The sequence below is a fragment of the Arthrobacter sp. MMS24-S77 genome (assembly GCF_054888235.1).
In genome coordinates, this window is the sequence record NZ_JBTZRN010000001.1 from 3020880 (window position 1) to 3037975 (window position 17096).

The window sequence follows — 17096 nt, forward strand, 5'->3', positions numbered from 1 at the left end:
CTGGACTGCTCGATCGGACGGCCCAGCCGGACTGCGGGTTCAGACAGTGTAGTGAACCCCGGCAACCGCGACGGCGACATCGCCGACGAACTCGGGCCGCGCCTCGGCCATGACCTTGGTCTGGGATGTCCACACCGGGATGTGGGTCAAGAGGAGCCGCCGGGCGCCGGCTGCTGTGGCGGCTTGTCCCGCGCGCTTGCCGGTCAGGTGCACATCCTTGATGTCGTCGTCGCGCCCTTCTTCGAAGGCTGCCTCGCACAGGAAGAGATCCGCGTTGCGGGCTGCATCCTCAAGCCCCTGGCACGAGTCGGTGTCTCCCGAGTAGGTCAGGATCCTGGTGACGGGACGTCCTTCTTTGTCCGGCTCTGTGACCTCCACGCGCAAGGCGTAGGCCTCTTCCACCGGGTGGTTCACGGCATACGGCGTCACTGTGAACGGTCCAAGCCGCACAGACCGGCGTTCGCTCCAATTGCTGAAGTCGAATTCCTCGTGCATTCCAGGGTCCAGCTCAAGGCCGTAGGCAGTGGCCATGCGGTCAGCCGTCGCGGCAGGGCCCCAAACGGGGATCCGGTCCCGTCCCCAACCGCCCGGCTTCCAACGGACGGCCACGTGCAATCCGCACAGGTCCATACAGTGGTCCGGGTGCAAATGGGTCAGAAAGATCGCGTCGATGTCTTCGAGGTCCGTATAGCGCTGGATGGCCCCGAGGGCACCGCTGCCGAGGTCCATGACGATCTTCCACTGGCGTTCGCCGTCTTGTGCGGTCAGCAGGTAGCACGACGCCGGAGAGCCCGGCCCGGGAAAGGAACCTGTGCAGCCAACAATGGTCAGTTTCACTGGATGCGGCCCCCGCGGGCCGCGCCGAATTCGTTCACAGTGAAGGCTGCGGGGTCTACGAAGTTGGAGGTTCTCGCATGGTGGCCTCCCGCGCGGGCGGCCTCGAGCATTTCCGGGGTGATGCGCGCGAGGCTTCCTGTAGGGTACTGGGCGGCTACGTGGTCCACGTGGCGCACGGACAGGACCTCCGGGCCGAGGAAGCGGCGCGCCAGGGTTTCGAACTGGGCAGCGTCGCCGGTCGCCATGAAGTCGTGCCGCGGCAGGCCGGCGTCGGTCCGCTGGATCCCGTGGGTGGCCAGGGCGCGATACACGTCCTTGGCCGTCTCCTCGGCGCTGGACACGAGGGTGACGTCCTCCCCCATGACGTACGAGATCACTCCGGTCAGCAAAGGATAGTGCGTGCAACCCAACACCACGGTGTCCACACCGGCATCCCTGAGCGGTTCCAGGTACTCGTGGGCCGCTGCCAGGAGCTCGGGACCGGTGGTGATCCCGGCTTCTACGAAGCTCACGAACTCCGGACATGCCACCGAGGTGATACTCAGGTCCGGGGCGGCCGCAAAGGTGTCCTCGTAGGCGCGGGAACCCACTGTGGCCGACGTCCCGATTACGCCGATCCGGCCGGATCTCGTCGCGGACACCGCCCGGCGGACTGCGGGTTGGATGACCTCAATGACGGGAATACCGTAGCGCGCCGTGTACCGCTCCCGGGCATCGCGCAAAACTGCGGCCGACGCCGAGTTGCAGGCGATGGTCAGGAGCTTGACGCCGGAGTCCACGAGCTCGTCCATGACGCCGAGTGCGTTGGCCCGGACTTCGGCGATGGGAAGGGGGCCGTAAGGTCCGTTGGCAGTGTCCCCCACATAAATGATGGACTCATTGGGCAATTGGTCGATGATTGACCGTGCGACGGTCAGCCCGCCCACCCCGGAATCGAAGACACCTATGGGGCGTGATCCCAGCAAAATGTTGTCTGCGTTGATGTTCAGTATTTCCGGCTTGCGCTGGGATTCCGGCGCCGATGCGGCGCTCTCCCCACCCGATACCGTATCCGATGCTGAGTTCATGATTCTTAGAGAATAAGCCAAGGCATGTGCCGCAGCCATGACTTGTGGCGGGGGCCTCGTGTCTGTTTTGTCACACGGAAGGCCGCGAGCACCCCTGGTACCACCTCAGGATTTCCGGTCCATCGATGCCATCATGGCCTGCACCAGCGATTCCTGGAGCCACGTAGTGAAGTTGTACACGAGCGCCAGATAGCTCTCTACGTCTTCGGCCTGGGACCAGTCCTGCATGGCGTGGACATGGTCGGCATCGGCTTCGTCGCGGATATCGAGGCGCTCGGCCAGCACCAGGCGGACGTCGTTGAGCGCCATGGACCAGAGCTTGGCCTCCTCCGGGGTAAGCACGAGCTCGTTGCGGTCCAGGCCCATCGCCGCGGCCCGAAGCGCACCGATTTTTCCTTCCCGCAGCGAGCGCTCGGTGAGCTGGCGGAACTCGAGGGAAGCGGCGTCGTCGTCCTTCATGACGTTTGGCAGCAACCTCAGCAAAGCGCGATCGGACGGTTCCTTGACGTTCATGTCCAGGCCGATCAAGGCCGTCAAAGGGTCTTCATCCCGGGACAACTGTGGTTCCAGCATGGAAATGACATCGTCCAGAAGGCCGCGCAGGAGTTCCCGCTCGGCGGGCTCAAGGTAGCCGGTGATGCCTTTGAGTCCGTACTTGAAAGCCTTAGCCACGTGCGCCGCCCTTGCGTCCCCGGCCCTCGCCGCTGCTGCTCGCCTTTTCAACCGTTGCCCACAAACCGTAGCCGTGCATGGCGACCGCGTGCTGCTCAACCTGTTCCTTGCCACCGTACGCGACGATGGAACGGCCCTTTCTATGGACCTCGAGCATGAGCTTGTTGGATTTCGCCTCGGAGTAGCCGAAGTAGCTCTGGAACACATAACTCACATAGCTCATGAGATTGACGGGATCGTTCCAGATCACCAGGTTCCAAGGGATGTCAGCAGCGCTGAGGAGGTCGGTGGACGACTGCTCCGCGGTGTCCGTCCGTTCCTCTCCCTTAAGCCTATGTCTGTGGCTGCGCAGGTGCCGGGGGCGACGGTAGTGGTCATCTGTCCATTCTAATGGTGATGGGTGGGCCCACATCGGCGAGACGTGGGAGCCGGTGGGTGGGCCCACACCGGCGAGGGCCCCAGGTCGAGCGGAGCGAGACGTGGGAGCCGGTGGTGGGCCCACACCGGCGAGGGCCCCAGGTCGAGCGGAGCGAGACGTGGGAGCCGGTGGGGACTAGAGTGAATTCGTGAGTAGATCCGTCGCCTGGGACCATCCCCGCACGTCGTTGTACACCGATCACTATGAGCTAACAATGCTGGAAGCTGCCCTCCATTCCGGGGCAGCGAACCGGCGCTCGGTCTTCGAGGCCTTCGCCCGCCGCCTGCCCGATGGCCGCCGCTACGGCATCGTCGCCGGCACCGGCCGGCTGCTCGAGGGAATCAAGGACTTCCGTTTCGGCGACGCCGAGCTCGCGTTCCTGGACCAGCACAAAGTGGTGGACAGGCAAACCTTGGACTTCCTCGCCGACTACAGGTTCTCCGGGGACATTTGGGGCTATCCCGAGGGTGAAGCGTACTTCCCCGGCTCCCCCATCCTGATCGTCGAATCCACGTTCGCGGAAGCGTGCATCCTGGAAACGTACATCCTGTCGGTGCTCAACCACGACACCGCCATCGCTTCGGCCGCCTCCCGCATGACCAGCGCCGCCGGAAACCGGCCCTGCATCGAGATGGGCTCCCGGCGTACTCACGAGGAATCCGCGACGGCGGCCGCACGCGCCGCCGTCATCGCAGGTTTTGGGAGCACGTCCAACCTTGAGGCCGGCCGCCGTTACGGCATCAAGACCGTGGGCACCGCGGCCCACTCGTTCACGCTCCTGCACGATACCGAGCGCGAGGCCTTCGAAGCGCAGATCTCCGCCTTTGGACCGGGAACAACGCTGCTGGTGGACACCTACGACGTCGAGACCGGGGTTCGCACCGCCGTCGAACTCGCAGGTGACAAGCTCGGGGCGGTCCGTCTGGATTCCGGAGACCTGGTTGCCCAGGCACAATGGGTTCGCGAGCTTCTGGACAATCTCGGCAACGTCAACACCAGGATTGTCGTCACCTCGGACCTCGATGAATACGCCATCGCGGCGCTCCAATCGGCCCCGGTGGATGTGTACGGCGTGGGCACCTCCTTGGTCACCGGATCAGGAGCCCCGACGGCCAGCATGGTCTACAAGCTGGTCAGCCGGACCAACGATGCAGGGGAATTCGTCTCCGTCGCCAAGGTTGCCAAGAACAAGGCCAGCGTGGGCGGACGCAAGTACGCCCTCCGCAAACTCGACGAACACGGCATCGCAACACATGAGATCGTAGGCATCGGACACCGGCCGGACGACGACGGCAACGACCGCCCGTTGCTCCAGCAATTCATCAAGAACGGCGAACTACTCCCGGGGTGGACAGGACACGAAGGCGTGGTCCGGGCCCAGGACCGCCATGCAGCCACCATGGCTGAACTCCCACCGGTGGTCCGGAGGCTGCAACGCGGCGAGCCGGCGATCCCCACCATCTACGAGGAGGACTGAATGTCCCGGGCCCTGATCATCGTCGACGTCCAGAACGACTTCTGCGAGGGCGGATCCCTTGCCGTGGAAGGTGGCGCCGCCACAGCTGCCGCCATCAGCGAATATCTTGACGCCAATCACCAGCATTTCGACCACATCGTGGCGACGCAGGATTGGCATGTGGACCCGGGCAGCCATTTTTCGGACACGCCGGACCTGATGGACAGTTGGCCTCCGCATTGCCGCGCGGGGAGCAAGGGCGCCGAGCTCCACCCGGATCTCGACGCCGAATACGTCCAGGCCTACTTCCGCAAGGGACAGTACACCGCCGCCTATTCAGGCTTCGAAGGAGTCCTCGCGCCTGAAGACGAAGTGCCCATGGGAGAGCTCGCACCCGGCGCCGTCCCCTCCGTCGAACTGGATGAAGACGCGCTTGGCCTCGACGACTGGCTGCAGAGCCACGGGGTGGAAGAAGTGGTGGTGGTGGGAATAGCCACGGACTATTGCGTTAAGGCCACTGCTTTGGACGCCGTCCAAGCCGGCTACTCCGTGACAGTGATCAGCGAACTCACCGCCGGAATCGCGGAAGATCTGGCCGAGACCTACGCGGAACTTGAGGAAAACGGCGTCGAACTGGGGCAGGGCTGAGGCCGGGAGCCTAGCCACGCTGCCAAGCGGTTCTATTTTCGCCCGATGAACCAATCCTGAAGCTTGCGCAGCCGCGACTGCAATTGTTCTTCGTTCGCTTGGGCGACGGCCGGCCCGCCGCACACCTCGCGCAACTTGTTGTGAACGACTCCGTGCGGGGTGCCCGTCCGGGCAGACCAGGCCGCTACGTTCTTGGCAAGCTCGTTGCGCAGATCCATCAGCATCCGGTGGTCCGGAACCGCGGGTGAGGCAGCGGCCGCCAAGGGCGATTGGCGCTTCTTTCGCGACTGTTGATCATGCTGCCGTTGACGGAGCAAGGTTCCGACCTGTTCGGCATCAAGAAGCCCGGGAATCCCGAGGAAGTCAAGCTCGTCCTCGGAACCGATGTCTGCTCCCGTACCGAATTCGCCGCCGTCGAACAGCACACGGTCAAAGGACGCCTGGGAATCGAGGGCCTCGAACTTGCCCTTTTCGAGGGAGTCAGAGGCCTTCTCCTCGCGGTTGGCCTCGGCCATCAGGTTCTCTTCGGGGTTGAAGAGACCGTCCGGGTCCTCCTTCTCGGGCCGGTCCAGGGCGTGGTCCCGCTCGGCTTCCATGGAGTTGGCGAGGGCCATGAGGGGCGGCACGGAGGGCAGGAACACCGATGCCGTCTCACCGCGCTTGCGGGCACGGACGAAGCGGCCAACGGCCTGGGCGAAGAACAGCGGTGTGGAGGTGGATGTCGCGTAGACGCCGACCGAAAGCCGAGGGACGTCAACGCCTTCGGACACCATGCGGACGGCTACCATCCAGCGCTTGTCGCTGGCGGTGAACTCCTCGATCTTGTGCGAAGCCTTCGAATCATCGGACAGAATCACTGTGGGCGACTGACCCGTGATCTTCTTGAGCTGGCCGGCGTATGCCCGAGCGTCGTCGTGGTCCGTCGCAATAACGAGGCCTCCGGCGTCGGGCACTGTACGGCGCACCTCACTAAGGCGCTTGTCGGCGGCCGCAAGAACCGCTGGGATCCATTCGCCGCTGGCGTTCAGCGCCGTCCGCCAGGCCTGGGAGGTGATGTCCTTGGTCACGGCGGCCTCGCCGAGGGAAGCAGCCATTTCGTCGCCGGCACTGGTACGCCATCGCATCTGGCCCGAATACGCCATGAACAGCACGGGGCGGACAACATGGTCCCTCAAGGCGTTGCCGTAGCCGTAGGTGTAGTCCGCCTTCGACCGGCGGATGCCGTCGCGGTCTTCGGCATATTCGACGAAGGGAATGGGTGACGTATCGGAACGAAACGGTGTACCTGTAAGGGCCAGGCGTCGCGCAGCGGGATCGAAAGCCTCCCTCAACCCGTCGCCCCAGGACAATGCCTCTCCACCGTGGTGGATTTCGTCCAGAATGACCAACGTGCGGGCGGCCTCGGTCTTGGCACGGTGGAGCATCGGCTTGCTGGCCACCTGCGCATAGGTCACCGCGACGCCGACAAACCCCCTACCGTGCTGGCCGTCGGAATTCTTGAAGTTCGGGTCGATGGCAATGCCCACCCTGGCAGCGGCGTCAGCCCACTGGCGCTTCAGGTGGTCCGTGGGAGCCACGATCGTCACGCGGTTGACGGTTCCGTTGTCAATGAGCGTCGAAGCGATCCGGAGAGCGAAGGTGGTCTTACCCGCGCCCGGCGTTGCCACGGCGAGGAAATCGCGGGGGTTAGTGTTCAGGTACAGATCCAGGGCTTCCTGCTGCCAGGCGCGCAGTTTCGGGGCGGTTCCCCAGGCTGCACGTTCCGGATATGCCGGAGGCAGCGCAGGGCCGCCGAAAAGTGTTTCAGTCACGCGGATTCCACCCGCCTGGCGTCTGCCTGACTCGCGGCAATCGAGCCGCGGGCCGCGCCACCAGGCACAGCTCCATGCAGGCCACTGCGCGAGGCAGCGGCGATTCCAAGGAAGGCCGCTGCAGCCAGCGAAACCCAAATAACCACAAAAACACCAATCTTTTCCGAATACGCCGGATCACGCAGGGCAGCAAACAGGCAGGAGAAAGCACTCCCCCGCCTGCTACTAGGAAATATCCAACTACTAGGGATTGCCCACTGCTGGGACTTGCTGACTACTTGGAGTCGCCCGAGCCGCTGCCCTTGTCTCCGCCGTCGTTGCCCGGGCGAAGTCCGTCATAGATTTCTTTGCACTCGGGACAGACAGGGAACTTCTGCGGATCGCGGCCAGGAGTCCACACTTTGCCGCACAGCGCAATCACGGGTGCGCCTGTCAGGGCGGACTCCATGATCTTTTCCTTGCGGACATAGTGCGAGAAACGCTCCCGGTCACCGGGTTCCACTTCCTGGCGCACTTCCTCGCGCTCAATGGTTGCAGTGGAAGTTCCGGCTCCGGAAAGCTCGCGCATGGGATCGTTTTCGAATGGGTCCGGAGGCAGCGTCGTCATGCCATCCATCTTAGCCGCTGCAGCTAGGCGATCAGATGCTCTGCCACTTCGGCTTGTTGTCATACGTGTGGCGGTAGTAATCGGCGAGCTTGAGCGAGGAGGCGGCAGCTTCATCAATCATGATGGTGGCGTGCTGGTGCATTTGCAGCACCGATGCGGCGCAGATGGCAGCGACGGGCCCCTCCACGAAGTCCCGGACGGCCTGGGCCTTCTGCGCGCCAGTGGCAATCAGGACAACGTGCCGGGCATCCATGATGGTTCCGAGCCCCTGCGTGACCACGTGGTGCGGGACGTCGTCGATGCTCTTGAAGAAACGGGCGTTGTCCTTGCGGGTCTGCTCGATCAGCGTCTTGATCCGGGTCCGTGAGGCGAGCGACGAGCCTGGCTCATTGAATCCGATGTGGCCGTCGGTCCCCACGCCAAGAATCTGCAAGTCAACGCCGCCGAGTGCCCGCATGGAGTCCTCGTACGCCTGGCACGCTGCAGGAAGGTCGGCTGCCGTACCGTCCGGGCTGTGGACGTTGGCGGGATCGATGTTGACCCTGTCCGTGAATTCGCGGCGGATGACTTCACGGTACGATTCCCGGTGCCCAGGCTCGAGCCCTACATATTCGTCCAGGGCAAAAGCGTGTGCCTGGCTGAAGTCGAGGCCCCTTTCCTGGTGGCGGCGGGCAAGCTCGTCGTAGACAGGGAGCGGAGACGACCCCGTGGCCAGGCCCAGGACAGCGTTCGGCTTTCGACGGAGCAGCGCCTCGATGGCGTCTGCGGCAAGTGCCCCGATCTGCTTGCTTCCCGGAAGGATGACAACTTCCACGGTCCACGACCTTTCTCGCTGAGTTTCCGGATCGACTGGTTCGACTTTTAGGTTATCCCATGTCCCATATCTTGTCATAGTTGTTCATGGAATCAACGGTTGACGCTCAGTTGCGCGAAGAGCTCCGGCCCGCGTCGGTCAAGCCAGCGGCCGCCGATCCGGACACCCGCCACGAAAAGAACCACTCCAAGAAGCGCGCCCACTGCCAGGTTGATCCACCCCCACGAGGGATCGCCCGTGACGGACTGGACAATCACAAGAGCAAGTTCCGGAAGGAGCAGGACAAACAGGACCGCTATCCCTCCGAACTGGACGGCCAGCGTCTGGGCAACGTTGCCCGGCGGCTTCTTGAACGGGCTGTCACCCGGCAACGGCACGCTTGACGTGTACCGTGCCGACACGATGGAAGACAAGCCGAGGCCGGTAAACAGAACGCCTAGGGAAAGGCCAAGAACTCCGGGCAGCCAGTCCCAATCTCCCGTCAGGAAAAACGGCCCGACGGCGAAGATCAGCACCACCGGGAGCGCGAATGCCAGGCAAGCCAAGGCCCGGCCAAGCCGGTCGTGGATGCCGCGGACCCCGGTGGCCAGATGCAAGGCAAACGCGGTGTTGTCGTAGGAAACATCGGCGGCGATGGACCAGGAAAGGACAAAAGCAGCCAAGGGTCCGAGGATCATCAACATGGAGTAGCCTCCGGACTGCCCGGACTGGAACAGGAAGATCACAGGCAACAACGGGACCACAATCAGCGCGGCTGCATAACGCGGATCACGGAGCCAGTAGGTGAGGGCGCGTGCGGCCACAGCACCGGTGGGAGTTGCCGGCAGAAGTCCGAACAGGCCAAGCTTTCCGCCGCGTTTTCCTGATCCGCCGGAGTATCGCGGAGTGACCAGCGCCTGCTTGAGCAGGGCATTCCAACACGCAAACAACGCGAGGAGAGTGGCCAAGGAGATGAGCGTCTTGATGCCGGCGCCTGCGACATCTCCCGATGCCAAATCTCCGCCAAGGGCCCAGGAAGCCCCGAGCGGGGTCCAGGACACCGTCCGGGCGAGTCCGGGGAGATAGTCGGTGGAACCGGACACTCCCCCGACGACGCCGGCCACTATCGGTCCCATCAAGACAAGCGGCACAAAGACCACAATGGAGCTCGCATCCTTGAAGCGACGGGAGGCAGCGAGGCTGGCAGTCGCCGTCGTTACCACTTTCGACAGCACCACGCAGCTGAGCACGCCCAACACGGCGCCCAGCACAGCACCGGCCACCGCGGGCACACTTCGCCACCATGTTGCCGCAGTGGACAGCGCCACCAATAGGGTGGACAGGCCTGGCAATCCGATGAAGCCGGCGAGGGCGAGGCCGGCCAGCAGTTGGCGCATGGGAATCGCCGAGGTCGTGAAGCGGGAAGGGTCCAGTGTCATGTCCGCCGCAGAAGCCACAAGCGGCACCACGGCCCAGCCCAGGGTCGCGGCCGCGCCGCCGAGGACGACGGCGGTATGGGCGGTCTCAGTATCGGCCCACCGCAAGGCAACGAGGGCCGCAATCAGGGTTGCCACGACTCCCAATGCGTAGAGCCCGCCGATCGCGATTCCGACGATCTGGCCCGGACTGCGCCGGAAGCCGTTCAGTAGGAGCCGCCATTTCAGGCTCAGAAGGTGCGCAACCATTCCAGCCCTTCCGTCCGGTTTCCGCCGCCCACCAACTGCACAAAGCGGTCCTCGAGCGTAGCGCCGTCGCGGACTTCATCCACGGTTCCGGCCGCCAGCACCCTGCCCGCAGCCACCACGGCAACGTGGTCGCACATGCGCTGGACCAGGTCCATGACGTGGCTTGAGACGATCACGGTCCCTCCCGAGGACACATAATTGTCCAGGATCCCCCTGATATTGGCTGCTGATATCGGATCCACCGATTCAAAGGGCTCGTCCAGCACCAACAGCCTTGGCGCATGGATGAGTGCCGAGGCCAGTGCGATCTTCTTTGTCATGCCGGCGGAGTAGTCCACCACGAGGGTGCCCGCATCGCCGCTGAGATCCAATGCTTCAAGCAGTTCGCCAACCCTCTGGGCGACGACTTCCCTGTCCATGCCGCGTAGCAAGCCTGCATACGTAACCAGCTGTTCGCCGGTCAATCTGTCGAAGAGCCTCACACCGTCCGGCAATATCCCCATCAGCTTCTTCGCTTCCAGGGGCTTCGCCCATATGTCCACGCCATGAATGAAGGCAGTTCCGAAATCCGGGCGTAGGAGCCCCGTTGCCATGGACAATGTGGTCGTCTTGCCCGCACCGTTGGGACCAACTACCCCGTAGAAGGAACCGGCAGGCACGTCCAGGCTGATGCCGTCGACGGCGATCTTGCCGCCGAAGCGTTTGGCCAGTCCGCGAAGCGCCAGTGCAGGCACCAGGAAGGTGGGAGAGGAATCAGGAAGCTGGACACTCATGCAGCCAGCCTAGTCCCGGCGGGGCTCCCGGGGGTCGTCCCTGAGGGGGAACTCCGGACCGCCTTCCGGACCTGCCTCATCCCAAAGGACTAGATCTCCAAGGACTAGATCTCCAAGGACTAGATCTCCAAGGACTAGGCTTGCCCAGGGTCGGCCTCAGAAGCTGTGCCGCGGAACCGCGCGCTGATACTGCGGTGCCCACTCCAACGAGAACCCGAGTTCAAAAGCTGCACGAAGCCACCAGTGCGGATCCCGGAGTGCCGCGCGGGCCATGAAGACGCCGTCGGCTTGGCCGGTGGCAACGGTGTGTTCGGCTTGCCCGGAGGACGTCAGGAATCCGACAGCCCCGGTGGGGACGCCCGCCTCGCGCCGGATCTGCTCGGAGAATCCCGTCTGGTAGCCAGGACCGGCTTTGATCCGCTGATGGGCCACAGCGCCGCCGCTCGAGACATCCACCAAGTCCACACCGTGCTCGGACGCCGACCGGGCCAGACGCACCGAGGCGTCAATGTCCACACCACCATCAGCCCAGTCGCTGGCTGAAATCCGCAACAACAATGGCATCGAGTCGGGGATCACGGCACGAACGGCATCGATGACCGCAAGCGTCAGGCGGTTACGGCCGGCCTCGCTGCCTCCCCAGGAATCATCGCGTTTATTGATCAGTGGGCTTTGGAACTCATGCAGGAGGTAGCCATGGGCGCCGTGGATCTCGACAGTGTCGAAACCCGCGTCCACTGCCCGCACGGCCGCCCCTGCGAAATCGGAGATCACGGCCTGGATGTCCGCCTCGCTCATGGCAACGGGGCTGGCGAGCCCGGCAAAGGCTTCGAACCCGGGACCCCGGGCGACCCAGCCGCCGTCGGACTCGGGAACGGTTCCGTCCTGTTCGGCAAAGGGCCAGTAGGTCGAAGCCTTGCGGCCGGCGTGCGCCAGTTGGGCGCCGATCTTGCCGCATATGGGGCTGTTGCGGTGGACGAAGTCCACGATCCGCTCCCAAGCGGCCGCCTGCTCGTCCGTATACAGCCCTGCGTCCCGCGGGCTGATCCGCCCCTCGGGGTTGACCGCTGCCGCCTCGGTGAGGATGAGTGCGGCGCCGCCCGTGGCAAACGCTCCAAGGTGCACCAGGTGCCAATCGTCGGGCACGCCGCCCCCGCCGTCGGGCGAGCAACTGTACTGGCACATCGGGGAAACCCAGCCCCTGTGCGGCAAAGTCAAGGAGCGTAACTGAAGCGGGCTGAACAAAGCCGGCTGCGTCATCAGAAGAGGACCCGCGCGAGACCTTGCCGGGCCTTGGCAACACGTTCGTCCGAAATGCCGACGACGTCGAACAGTTCCAGCATGCGCACGCGCGCCGTTTCGCGCTCGGGCCCGAAGTTGCGGCCGATGAAGGCAATGATGCGGTTGAACGCGTCCTCGATGTGGCCACCGGAGATGTCCAGATCCGCCACACTAAGCTGCACGTCGATATTGTCCGGTTCCTCTGCCGCCTGGTGGCGCAGGGATTCGGCTTCTGTCGCGGTCAACGACTCAAGCCGGCCCATCAGTTCCACCTGCGCGAGTCCGGCCTTGGCTTCCGCGTCAGCTGGCTTCTCGGCAAGCGCCTGGCGGTAGGCGATCGCGGCAGCGGCATAGTCCCCGGCCTCAATGGCATCGAAGGCTGCTTGATGCAGGGGTGGCAAAGGCGGGGCCTCCGCCCCAGGGGCACCTGCGCCGATGCTGCCCGTCACTCCGTTGGCTTCGGCCACTTTGAGGAGTTCATCGATCAGGTTGCGGATATCCTCGTCCGAGGCGGGCCCCTCAAAGAGCGGCACAGGCTGGCCTTTCAACACCGCGACGGCGGTGGGGATGGCCTGGATCTGGAATGCCTGCGCGAGCTGCGGAAACGCGTCAACGTCCGCCGCGGCGAGCACCACTTTGCCGGCGAAGCCTTCGACAACGGCTTCGAGGCTCTGCAACAGATTCGAAGATTCCAAGGAGCGGTTGGACCACAAGAGGAAAAGGACGGGAATCTGCGAGGACAGCTGGACGAGGTCTTGGAAATTGGCCTCGGTGGCATCTACTCGCAGGGGCTGACTGCTTCCGCTGCTTCCGCCTGAGGCAGCCGGGACACCGCTCGATGCCGACGGCGCGGGGCGCCGCAATGCAGAGAGGTCGACGGCGCCGCGAAGGTTGAGCTGGCTGGCAGCGGCTGGAGAGACGGGACGGGATCCTGGCGAACTCATACCGTCCACTCTAGCCGCTGCGCCAACGGCATTTGCCTACTTGAAGCTCGCCCCCACGAGACCGCGGACCGCGGCAACGAGCTTCATCGGAGCAGTCGAACCGGCCGGCGGAATATACACGGCTACTGACTCCGCGAACGTCTGCACGAGGCCTACCTTCGTGGAATCCCCGCCAGCGAGTACTGCCGCAGCCTTGTCCACGGTCAGGGTGTCGCCATCAGCCTTGGGCTTGCTGGTGAAATCAAAGTCCAGCTTCCCTACAACCACAGCGCCGCCGTCGGACGTCCTGAACACTGCCGTGTCCGCCGGAGTGGGAGTGTGGGTGAAGGTGAAGTTTCCATTGGCGCCGGCCTTCACGGTACTGGCCTGGTAGTCCAGGACGTCAGCAATGTAGGGCGAGTTGGTCCCCTCCACCAGCTTGTCCTTGAACGCGGAGTCCGCTTTGGTCAAGCGATCGCCCAGGGCGGCCAGCGCCTCGGTTCCGCTGTACTGCAACCCGGACTTGTCCCCGGCTGCTACCTGCTGGGTTCCGCCCAAGGGGATCGCAGGGAAGGACGTCCCGGGCTGGAGGGGGGACGTACCCTTGAGCTTGTAGTTCTCGCGCGGCGAAGCCTGCACGAGAGTCAGGACCTGGGGTACAACATTGCCGTCGCCTTGTGTCACGGCGATCACCGTGCGCGGCCAAGTGCGCTGAGTGGTGATGACGCTGCCCAGCAACTTGCTGGACCGGACGGGCATCCGCGCCTCGTGCGTCGCGACCTGGGACCGGATCTTGTAGTTCTGGGTCCGCACCTGTAGCTCAGCGCCGTCAACCCGGGGGGCGAGCTTGGCGGCATCACGCGCGGCATCGCCAGCGGCCACGGCGCTGGCGACTTGGTCCAGGATGCGCTTGAGTTGCGTGTCCACCAGGACCGGGGCAGCGGTGGCCCCGGAAGTGCCCGACGGGCTCGCCGTCGGGGATCCTGAGGGAGAAGGAGTCTCGCTCGCCTGGGCGACTGCCGCAGTGCCACCAACGAGGGCAGCCGCCACAGCAGCTGCCACGACAGAGACACGGAGCGCGGGACCGCTGCCCGTGCTCTTCTCGGTGTCCTCGCCGGCAGTGTCCCCACGGGCGGTGTCCTCGAGAGCAGTGTCCGTGTCGGCTTCCGTGCTCCCGTCAGCGTTCGCGCCGCCGGTGGGACCGATTGGGCGGGGGCCCTTGCCTCGGCCGCTGGTGAACTTGTTGACGAACGGCAGCGCCGCACCCGCGACGATGAGGATCGCGCCAATGACGATGAGCGGCACGGCCCACGGCATGGTGGCATCGTTGGGGAACGTCACGGAGACCGATGAAGGTGCGGGCTTGGTTCCGTCGCTGGCCAAGAGCAGCGACCAGTTGCCGTTCGCAGGTGGAGTAAAGGTGTAGTCCAACTGACCGTTGGCGTTCTCTGTTTCCACCCACAGGTCCGATCCGGCCGGGGAGGGAGCGGTCGCTTCGCCGTCAGTGCGTGCAACCTGGAGGGACTTGCCGTCCTCGGACACGCCGTTGACGCTGTTGTGTGCGGTCTTTCCTACCCACGCATCGACGTCATCCGGGCGGCCGACAGCCAATACGAAGTTGCCATCGCCCTTGACGCTGATCTTTGTGGGACCGCCCTTGTGGGTCAGCACGTTTTGGTTGATCACCGTCAGCGGTGCGGATTTGGCGTCGCCGGGAGCGGACGCGGTCACGGTGTCGGCCGGAGCCCAAAAGGTCAGCTGGCCAATGCCGGCCAACAGTGTCAGCAGGCCAAGCAGCACCAGCGAAACTGCAGTCTTCAATCGCACAGGAATACCAATCATCAGCGGTCGTTGAACTTCAAGGGTAACGGTTTTGTTACCGAAGAGTCAGTTCGGAGTCCTCCCCTTGAGCCCCCCGGCGCACCGCTTGACCCCTAGAATCCGCCAATTCCGGCCTGCTGATAGTGTGGCGAACAACATCATATCGGGCACCGCCGGAGCCTGAACGCGGAACGAAAAGGCAGCTGAAACACGTGAAAGAGCGCAAGGATCCGACTCCCGCCGAACAACAGCCCGGGACCAGCCCGGGTGGTTTGGCTAACGGGTCCGCCCAGGATGGCAGGGATCACGGCGAGGGGCTGATGGCTTCCTTTGTGCGCCGGCTCCGCCAGCCCATTCCGGGCGCACAGCCGCGGGTCCGTTTCGAGATGCCGCCCGAGCTCGAGCACGACGGCACAGCCGAGGCCGATCAGGACGAATCCGGCGGTCCGCGCTTCGGCTCCCCCGGTCCGAGGATGTCTGCGCAGCATCCGCTCTATGTCGGCTTCATGGGCACCGCCGGCGTCGGCGTCGCTCTCTTGTTGTTCTACATCGGCACCAATACCGCCCAGCTCTTGCTATGGATCGTGACCGCCTTGTTCATTGCGCTGGGCTTGGATCCCGTGGTTCGTTGGCTCGAGGGCCGAAGGATTCCGCGCCCTGCGGGCGTCGTCGTCGCGGTCGGAGCGGTTGTTGCCGGCGTGGCAGCGTTTTTTGGCACCCTTATCCCCACCATCGTGGAGCAGGTCTCGCAGATCGTGCGGCAGGCTCCTGATTGGATCAGGGGTTTCGTGGATTCCGATTTCTTCCGGTCCCTGGACAGCCAGTTCGGCGTCCGCGACAGAATCAGCCAGGAGCTGGACAAATTCGTCAAAAACCCTGACGCCATGGGCGGAATCTTCGGCGGCGTGGTCGGTTTCGGTTCGACGGTGGCCAACGGTGTGTTCGGGACGCTGATCGTCCTGGTCCTCAGCCTTTACTTCCTGGGTGCACTGCCTGCCATGAAGAGGTGGGGCTACAGGCTCGCCCCCCGGTCGCGCAGGCCCCGGGTGGAGGCCCTGTCAGAGGAAATCACGCGCTCAGTAGGCAACTACGTGATCGGCCAGGTTTGTGTGGCCTTGCTCAACGCATTGTTCGCCTTCATCGTCATGAGCATCCTGGGCATTCCGTTCAGCGTCCTTCTGGCTTTCGTGGTTGCCCTGCTTGCGTTCATACCGCTGGTGGGCGGAATGATCGCCGCTGTGGTGGTCATTCTTGTGGCCTTGACCGCTGGCTGGCAAACGGCCGTGATCTACGCCATTTGCTACTTCGCCTATCTGCAATTCGAGGCCTACTTCATCTCCCCACGCATCATGCAGAAGGCCGTCGCCGTTCCCGGCGCAGTCGCCGTGATCTCGGTGATTGCAGGCGGCAGCCTGCTGGGCGTCCTCGGTGCCTTGATTGCCATCCCGACGGCGGCAGCCATCATGCTGCTGATCAAGGAAGTCTTCATCGTCCGCCAGGACCGCCACTAGGCGTTAGCAACCGGACCTGTCCATTGGCGCGGCAGGCCGTCAGGTCCCGCGCCGGCTTCTGTTACGTCGTCGACGATCTCGTCCAGAACCCGCGCCGCGTATTTCTCCCCCACCCATAGGTGCTTGGCGCCGTCGATCCCCAGGACACGGGCCTGGGGCACCAGGCTGAACCGCTCAGCGGCCTCCGCGGGCTGAAGATAGTCGTCGTGTTCCGGAACCAGGACCGTCAGGGGCTTTCCCGAGGCAGCCCATTCCTTCAGGTGCACGTCCGTTGCCCGGTGCAGTGGCGGTGACAGCAGGACAGCGCCTTCCACCTGGGAAGCCACAGGTTCAACTGCCCCGTACATCAAAGCCAGTTCCGTGCCAAAGGACCAGCCGACCAACCAGCGGTTCGGAAGCCCACGTTCCACCGCGAAGCGAACGGCGGCTTCGACGTCGTACTTTTCGCCGATTCCCTCATCGAACTGCCCCTGGCTGGTACCCCGTGGCGAATGCGTTCCCCGGGTGTTGAAGCGCAAAACCGCGACGCCGGCCAGCGCCGGAAGCCGATAGGACGCCTTCCGGTAGACGTGCGAATCCATGAATCCGCCATGCGTCGGCAAGGGGTGCAACGTAATAAGCGTCGCCGAGATCTCGCCCGATTCCGGCAGCGCCAACTCTCCCACGAGCCGCTTGCCGTCCTCAGTGGGGAACTCCACGTTCTCGCGGCGCGCCGGCAGAACCGTCGACGCCCGGATATCCGTTGCAGACTCCGGCTGGCTGAAAACGAGGGAGGCAGGATCGAAACTCATGC

Annotated in this window: 16 protein-coding genes; 3 read left to right on the forward strand and 13 right to left on the reverse strand. The window is 64.2% G+C overall.

The features are described from left to right. Positions 1-39 precede the first annotated feature (39 nt). The 4 genes from ACX5I4_RS13805 to clpS all read right to left on the reverse strand — a co-directional run bounded on the left by ACX5I4_RS13805 (position 40) and on the right by clpS (position 2928). Complete coding sequence (locus tag ACX5I4_RS13805; RefSeq protein WP_461837148.1) at positions 40-837, reverse strand: MBL fold metallo-hydrolase; 798 nt, start codon at positions 835-837, stop codon at positions 40-42. Then, positions 834-1904, reverse strand: coding sequence for a glutamate racemase (gene murI, locus ACX5I4_RS13810; protein WP_461837149.1), 1071 nt, complete (start codon positions 1902-1904; stop codon positions 834-836). Before murI ends, ACX5I4_RS13805 begins: the two co-directional genes overlap by 4 nt. A gap of 105 nt (positions 1905-2009) precedes the next feature. Beyond that, complete coding sequence (locus ACX5I4_RS13815; protein WP_461837150.1) at positions 2010-2576, reverse strand: DUF2017 domain-containing protein; 567 nt, start codon at positions 2574-2576, stop codon at positions 2010-2012. Continuing rightward, positions 2569-2928 (reverse strand): ATP-dependent Clp protease adapter ClpS, encoded by a 360-nt coding sequence (clpS, locus tag ACX5I4_RS13820; RefSeq protein WP_461838733.1) that lies wholly within the window; start codon positions 2926-2928, stop codon positions 2569-2571. The genes ACX5I4_RS13815 and clpS overlap by 8 nt, the downstream gene beginning before the upstream one ends. Before the next feature lie 214 nt (positions 2929-3142). Here clpS and ACX5I4_RS13825 point away from each other — a divergent pair, with 214 nt between their 5' ends. Continuing rightward, positions 3143-4471 carry a nicotinate phosphoribosyltransferase gene (locus ACX5I4_RS13825; protein WP_461837151.1) on the forward strand — a complete coding sequence of 443 codons (1329 nt, stop codon included), beginning with the start codon at positions 3143-3145 and terminating at the stop codon, positions 4469-4471. Further along, complete coding sequence (locus tag ACX5I4_RS13830; RefSeq protein WP_461837152.1) at positions 4472-5098, forward strand: isochorismatase family protein; 627 nt, start codon at positions 4472-4474, stop codon at positions 5096-5098. Between the two features lie 32 nt (positions 5099-5130). Here the strand turns inward: ACX5I4_RS13830 and ACX5I4_RS13835 are convergent, their stop codons facing one another. From ACX5I4_RS13835 to ACX5I4_RS13870, 8 genes are all read right to left on the reverse strand, one after another. Further along, the gene (locus tag ACX5I4_RS13835; protein WP_461837153.1) at positions 5131-6909 is read right to left on the reverse strand and encodes a DEAD/DEAH box helicase; all 1779 of its coding nucleotides are present in this window, start codon (positions 6907-6909) and stop codon (positions 5131-5133) included. Between the two features lie 274 nt (positions 6910-7183). After that, entirely contained in the window at positions 7184-7525 is a 342-nt protein-coding gene (locus ACX5I4_RS13840; RefSeq protein WP_265977242.1) for a DUF3039 domain-containing protein, read from the reverse strand. Positions 7526-7547: 22 nt separating this feature from the next. Next, positions 7548-8330, reverse strand: coding sequence for a glucosamine-6-phosphate deaminase (gene nagB, locus ACX5I4_RS13845; RefSeq protein WP_461837154.1), 783 nt, complete (start codon positions 8328-8330; stop codon positions 7548-7550). Positions 8331-8422: 92 nt separating this feature from the next. After that, positions 8423-9994: a transporter gene (locus tag ACX5I4_RS13850; protein ID WP_461837155.1), complete on the reverse strand. Its 1572-nt coding sequence runs from the start codon at positions 9992-9994 to the stop codon at positions 8423-8425. Then, entirely contained in the window at positions 9976-10767 is a 792-nt protein-coding gene (locus tag ACX5I4_RS13855) for an ABC transporter ATP-binding protein (protein WP_461837156.1), read from the reverse strand. Before ACX5I4_RS13855 ends, ACX5I4_RS13850 begins: the two co-directional genes overlap by 19 nt. Positions 10768-10923: 156 nt before the next feature. Continuing rightward, complete coding sequence (locus ACX5I4_RS13860; RefSeq protein ID WP_461837157.1) at positions 10924-12027, reverse strand: NADH:flavin oxidoreductase/NADH oxidase; 1104 nt, start codon at positions 12025-12027, stop codon at positions 10924-10926. Next, complete coding sequence (locus ACX5I4_RS13865) at positions 12027-12992, reverse strand: co-chaperone YbbN (protein ID WP_461837158.1); 966 nt, start codon at positions 12990-12992, stop codon at positions 12027-12029. The genes ACX5I4_RS13860 and ACX5I4_RS13865 overlap by 1 nt, the downstream gene beginning before the upstream one ends. Before the next feature lie 36 nt (positions 12993-13028). Beyond that, positions 13029-14813 carry a hypothetical protein gene (locus tag ACX5I4_RS13870; RefSeq protein ID WP_461837159.1) on the reverse strand — a complete coding sequence of 595 codons (1785 nt, stop codon included), beginning with the start codon at positions 14811-14813 and terminating at the stop codon, positions 13029-13031. A gap of 299 nt (positions 14814-15112) precedes the next feature. Between ACX5I4_RS13870 and ACX5I4_RS13875 the strand changes: the two genes are divergently transcribed. Next, a complete protein-coding gene (locus ACX5I4_RS13875; protein ID WP_461838734.1) occupies positions 15113-16303 on the forward strand; it encodes an AI-2E family transporter in 1191 nt (396 codons plus the stop codon). Here ACX5I4_RS13875 and ACX5I4_RS13880 read toward each other — a convergent pair. Beyond that, the gene (locus ACX5I4_RS13880; RefSeq protein ID WP_461837160.1) at positions 16300-17094 is read right to left on the reverse strand and encodes an alpha/beta hydrolase; all 795 of its coding nucleotides are present in this window, start codon (positions 17092-17094) and stop codon (positions 16300-16302) included. The genes ACX5I4_RS13875 and ACX5I4_RS13880 overlap by 4 nt on opposite strands. Positions 17095-17096 lie beyond the last annotated feature (2 nt).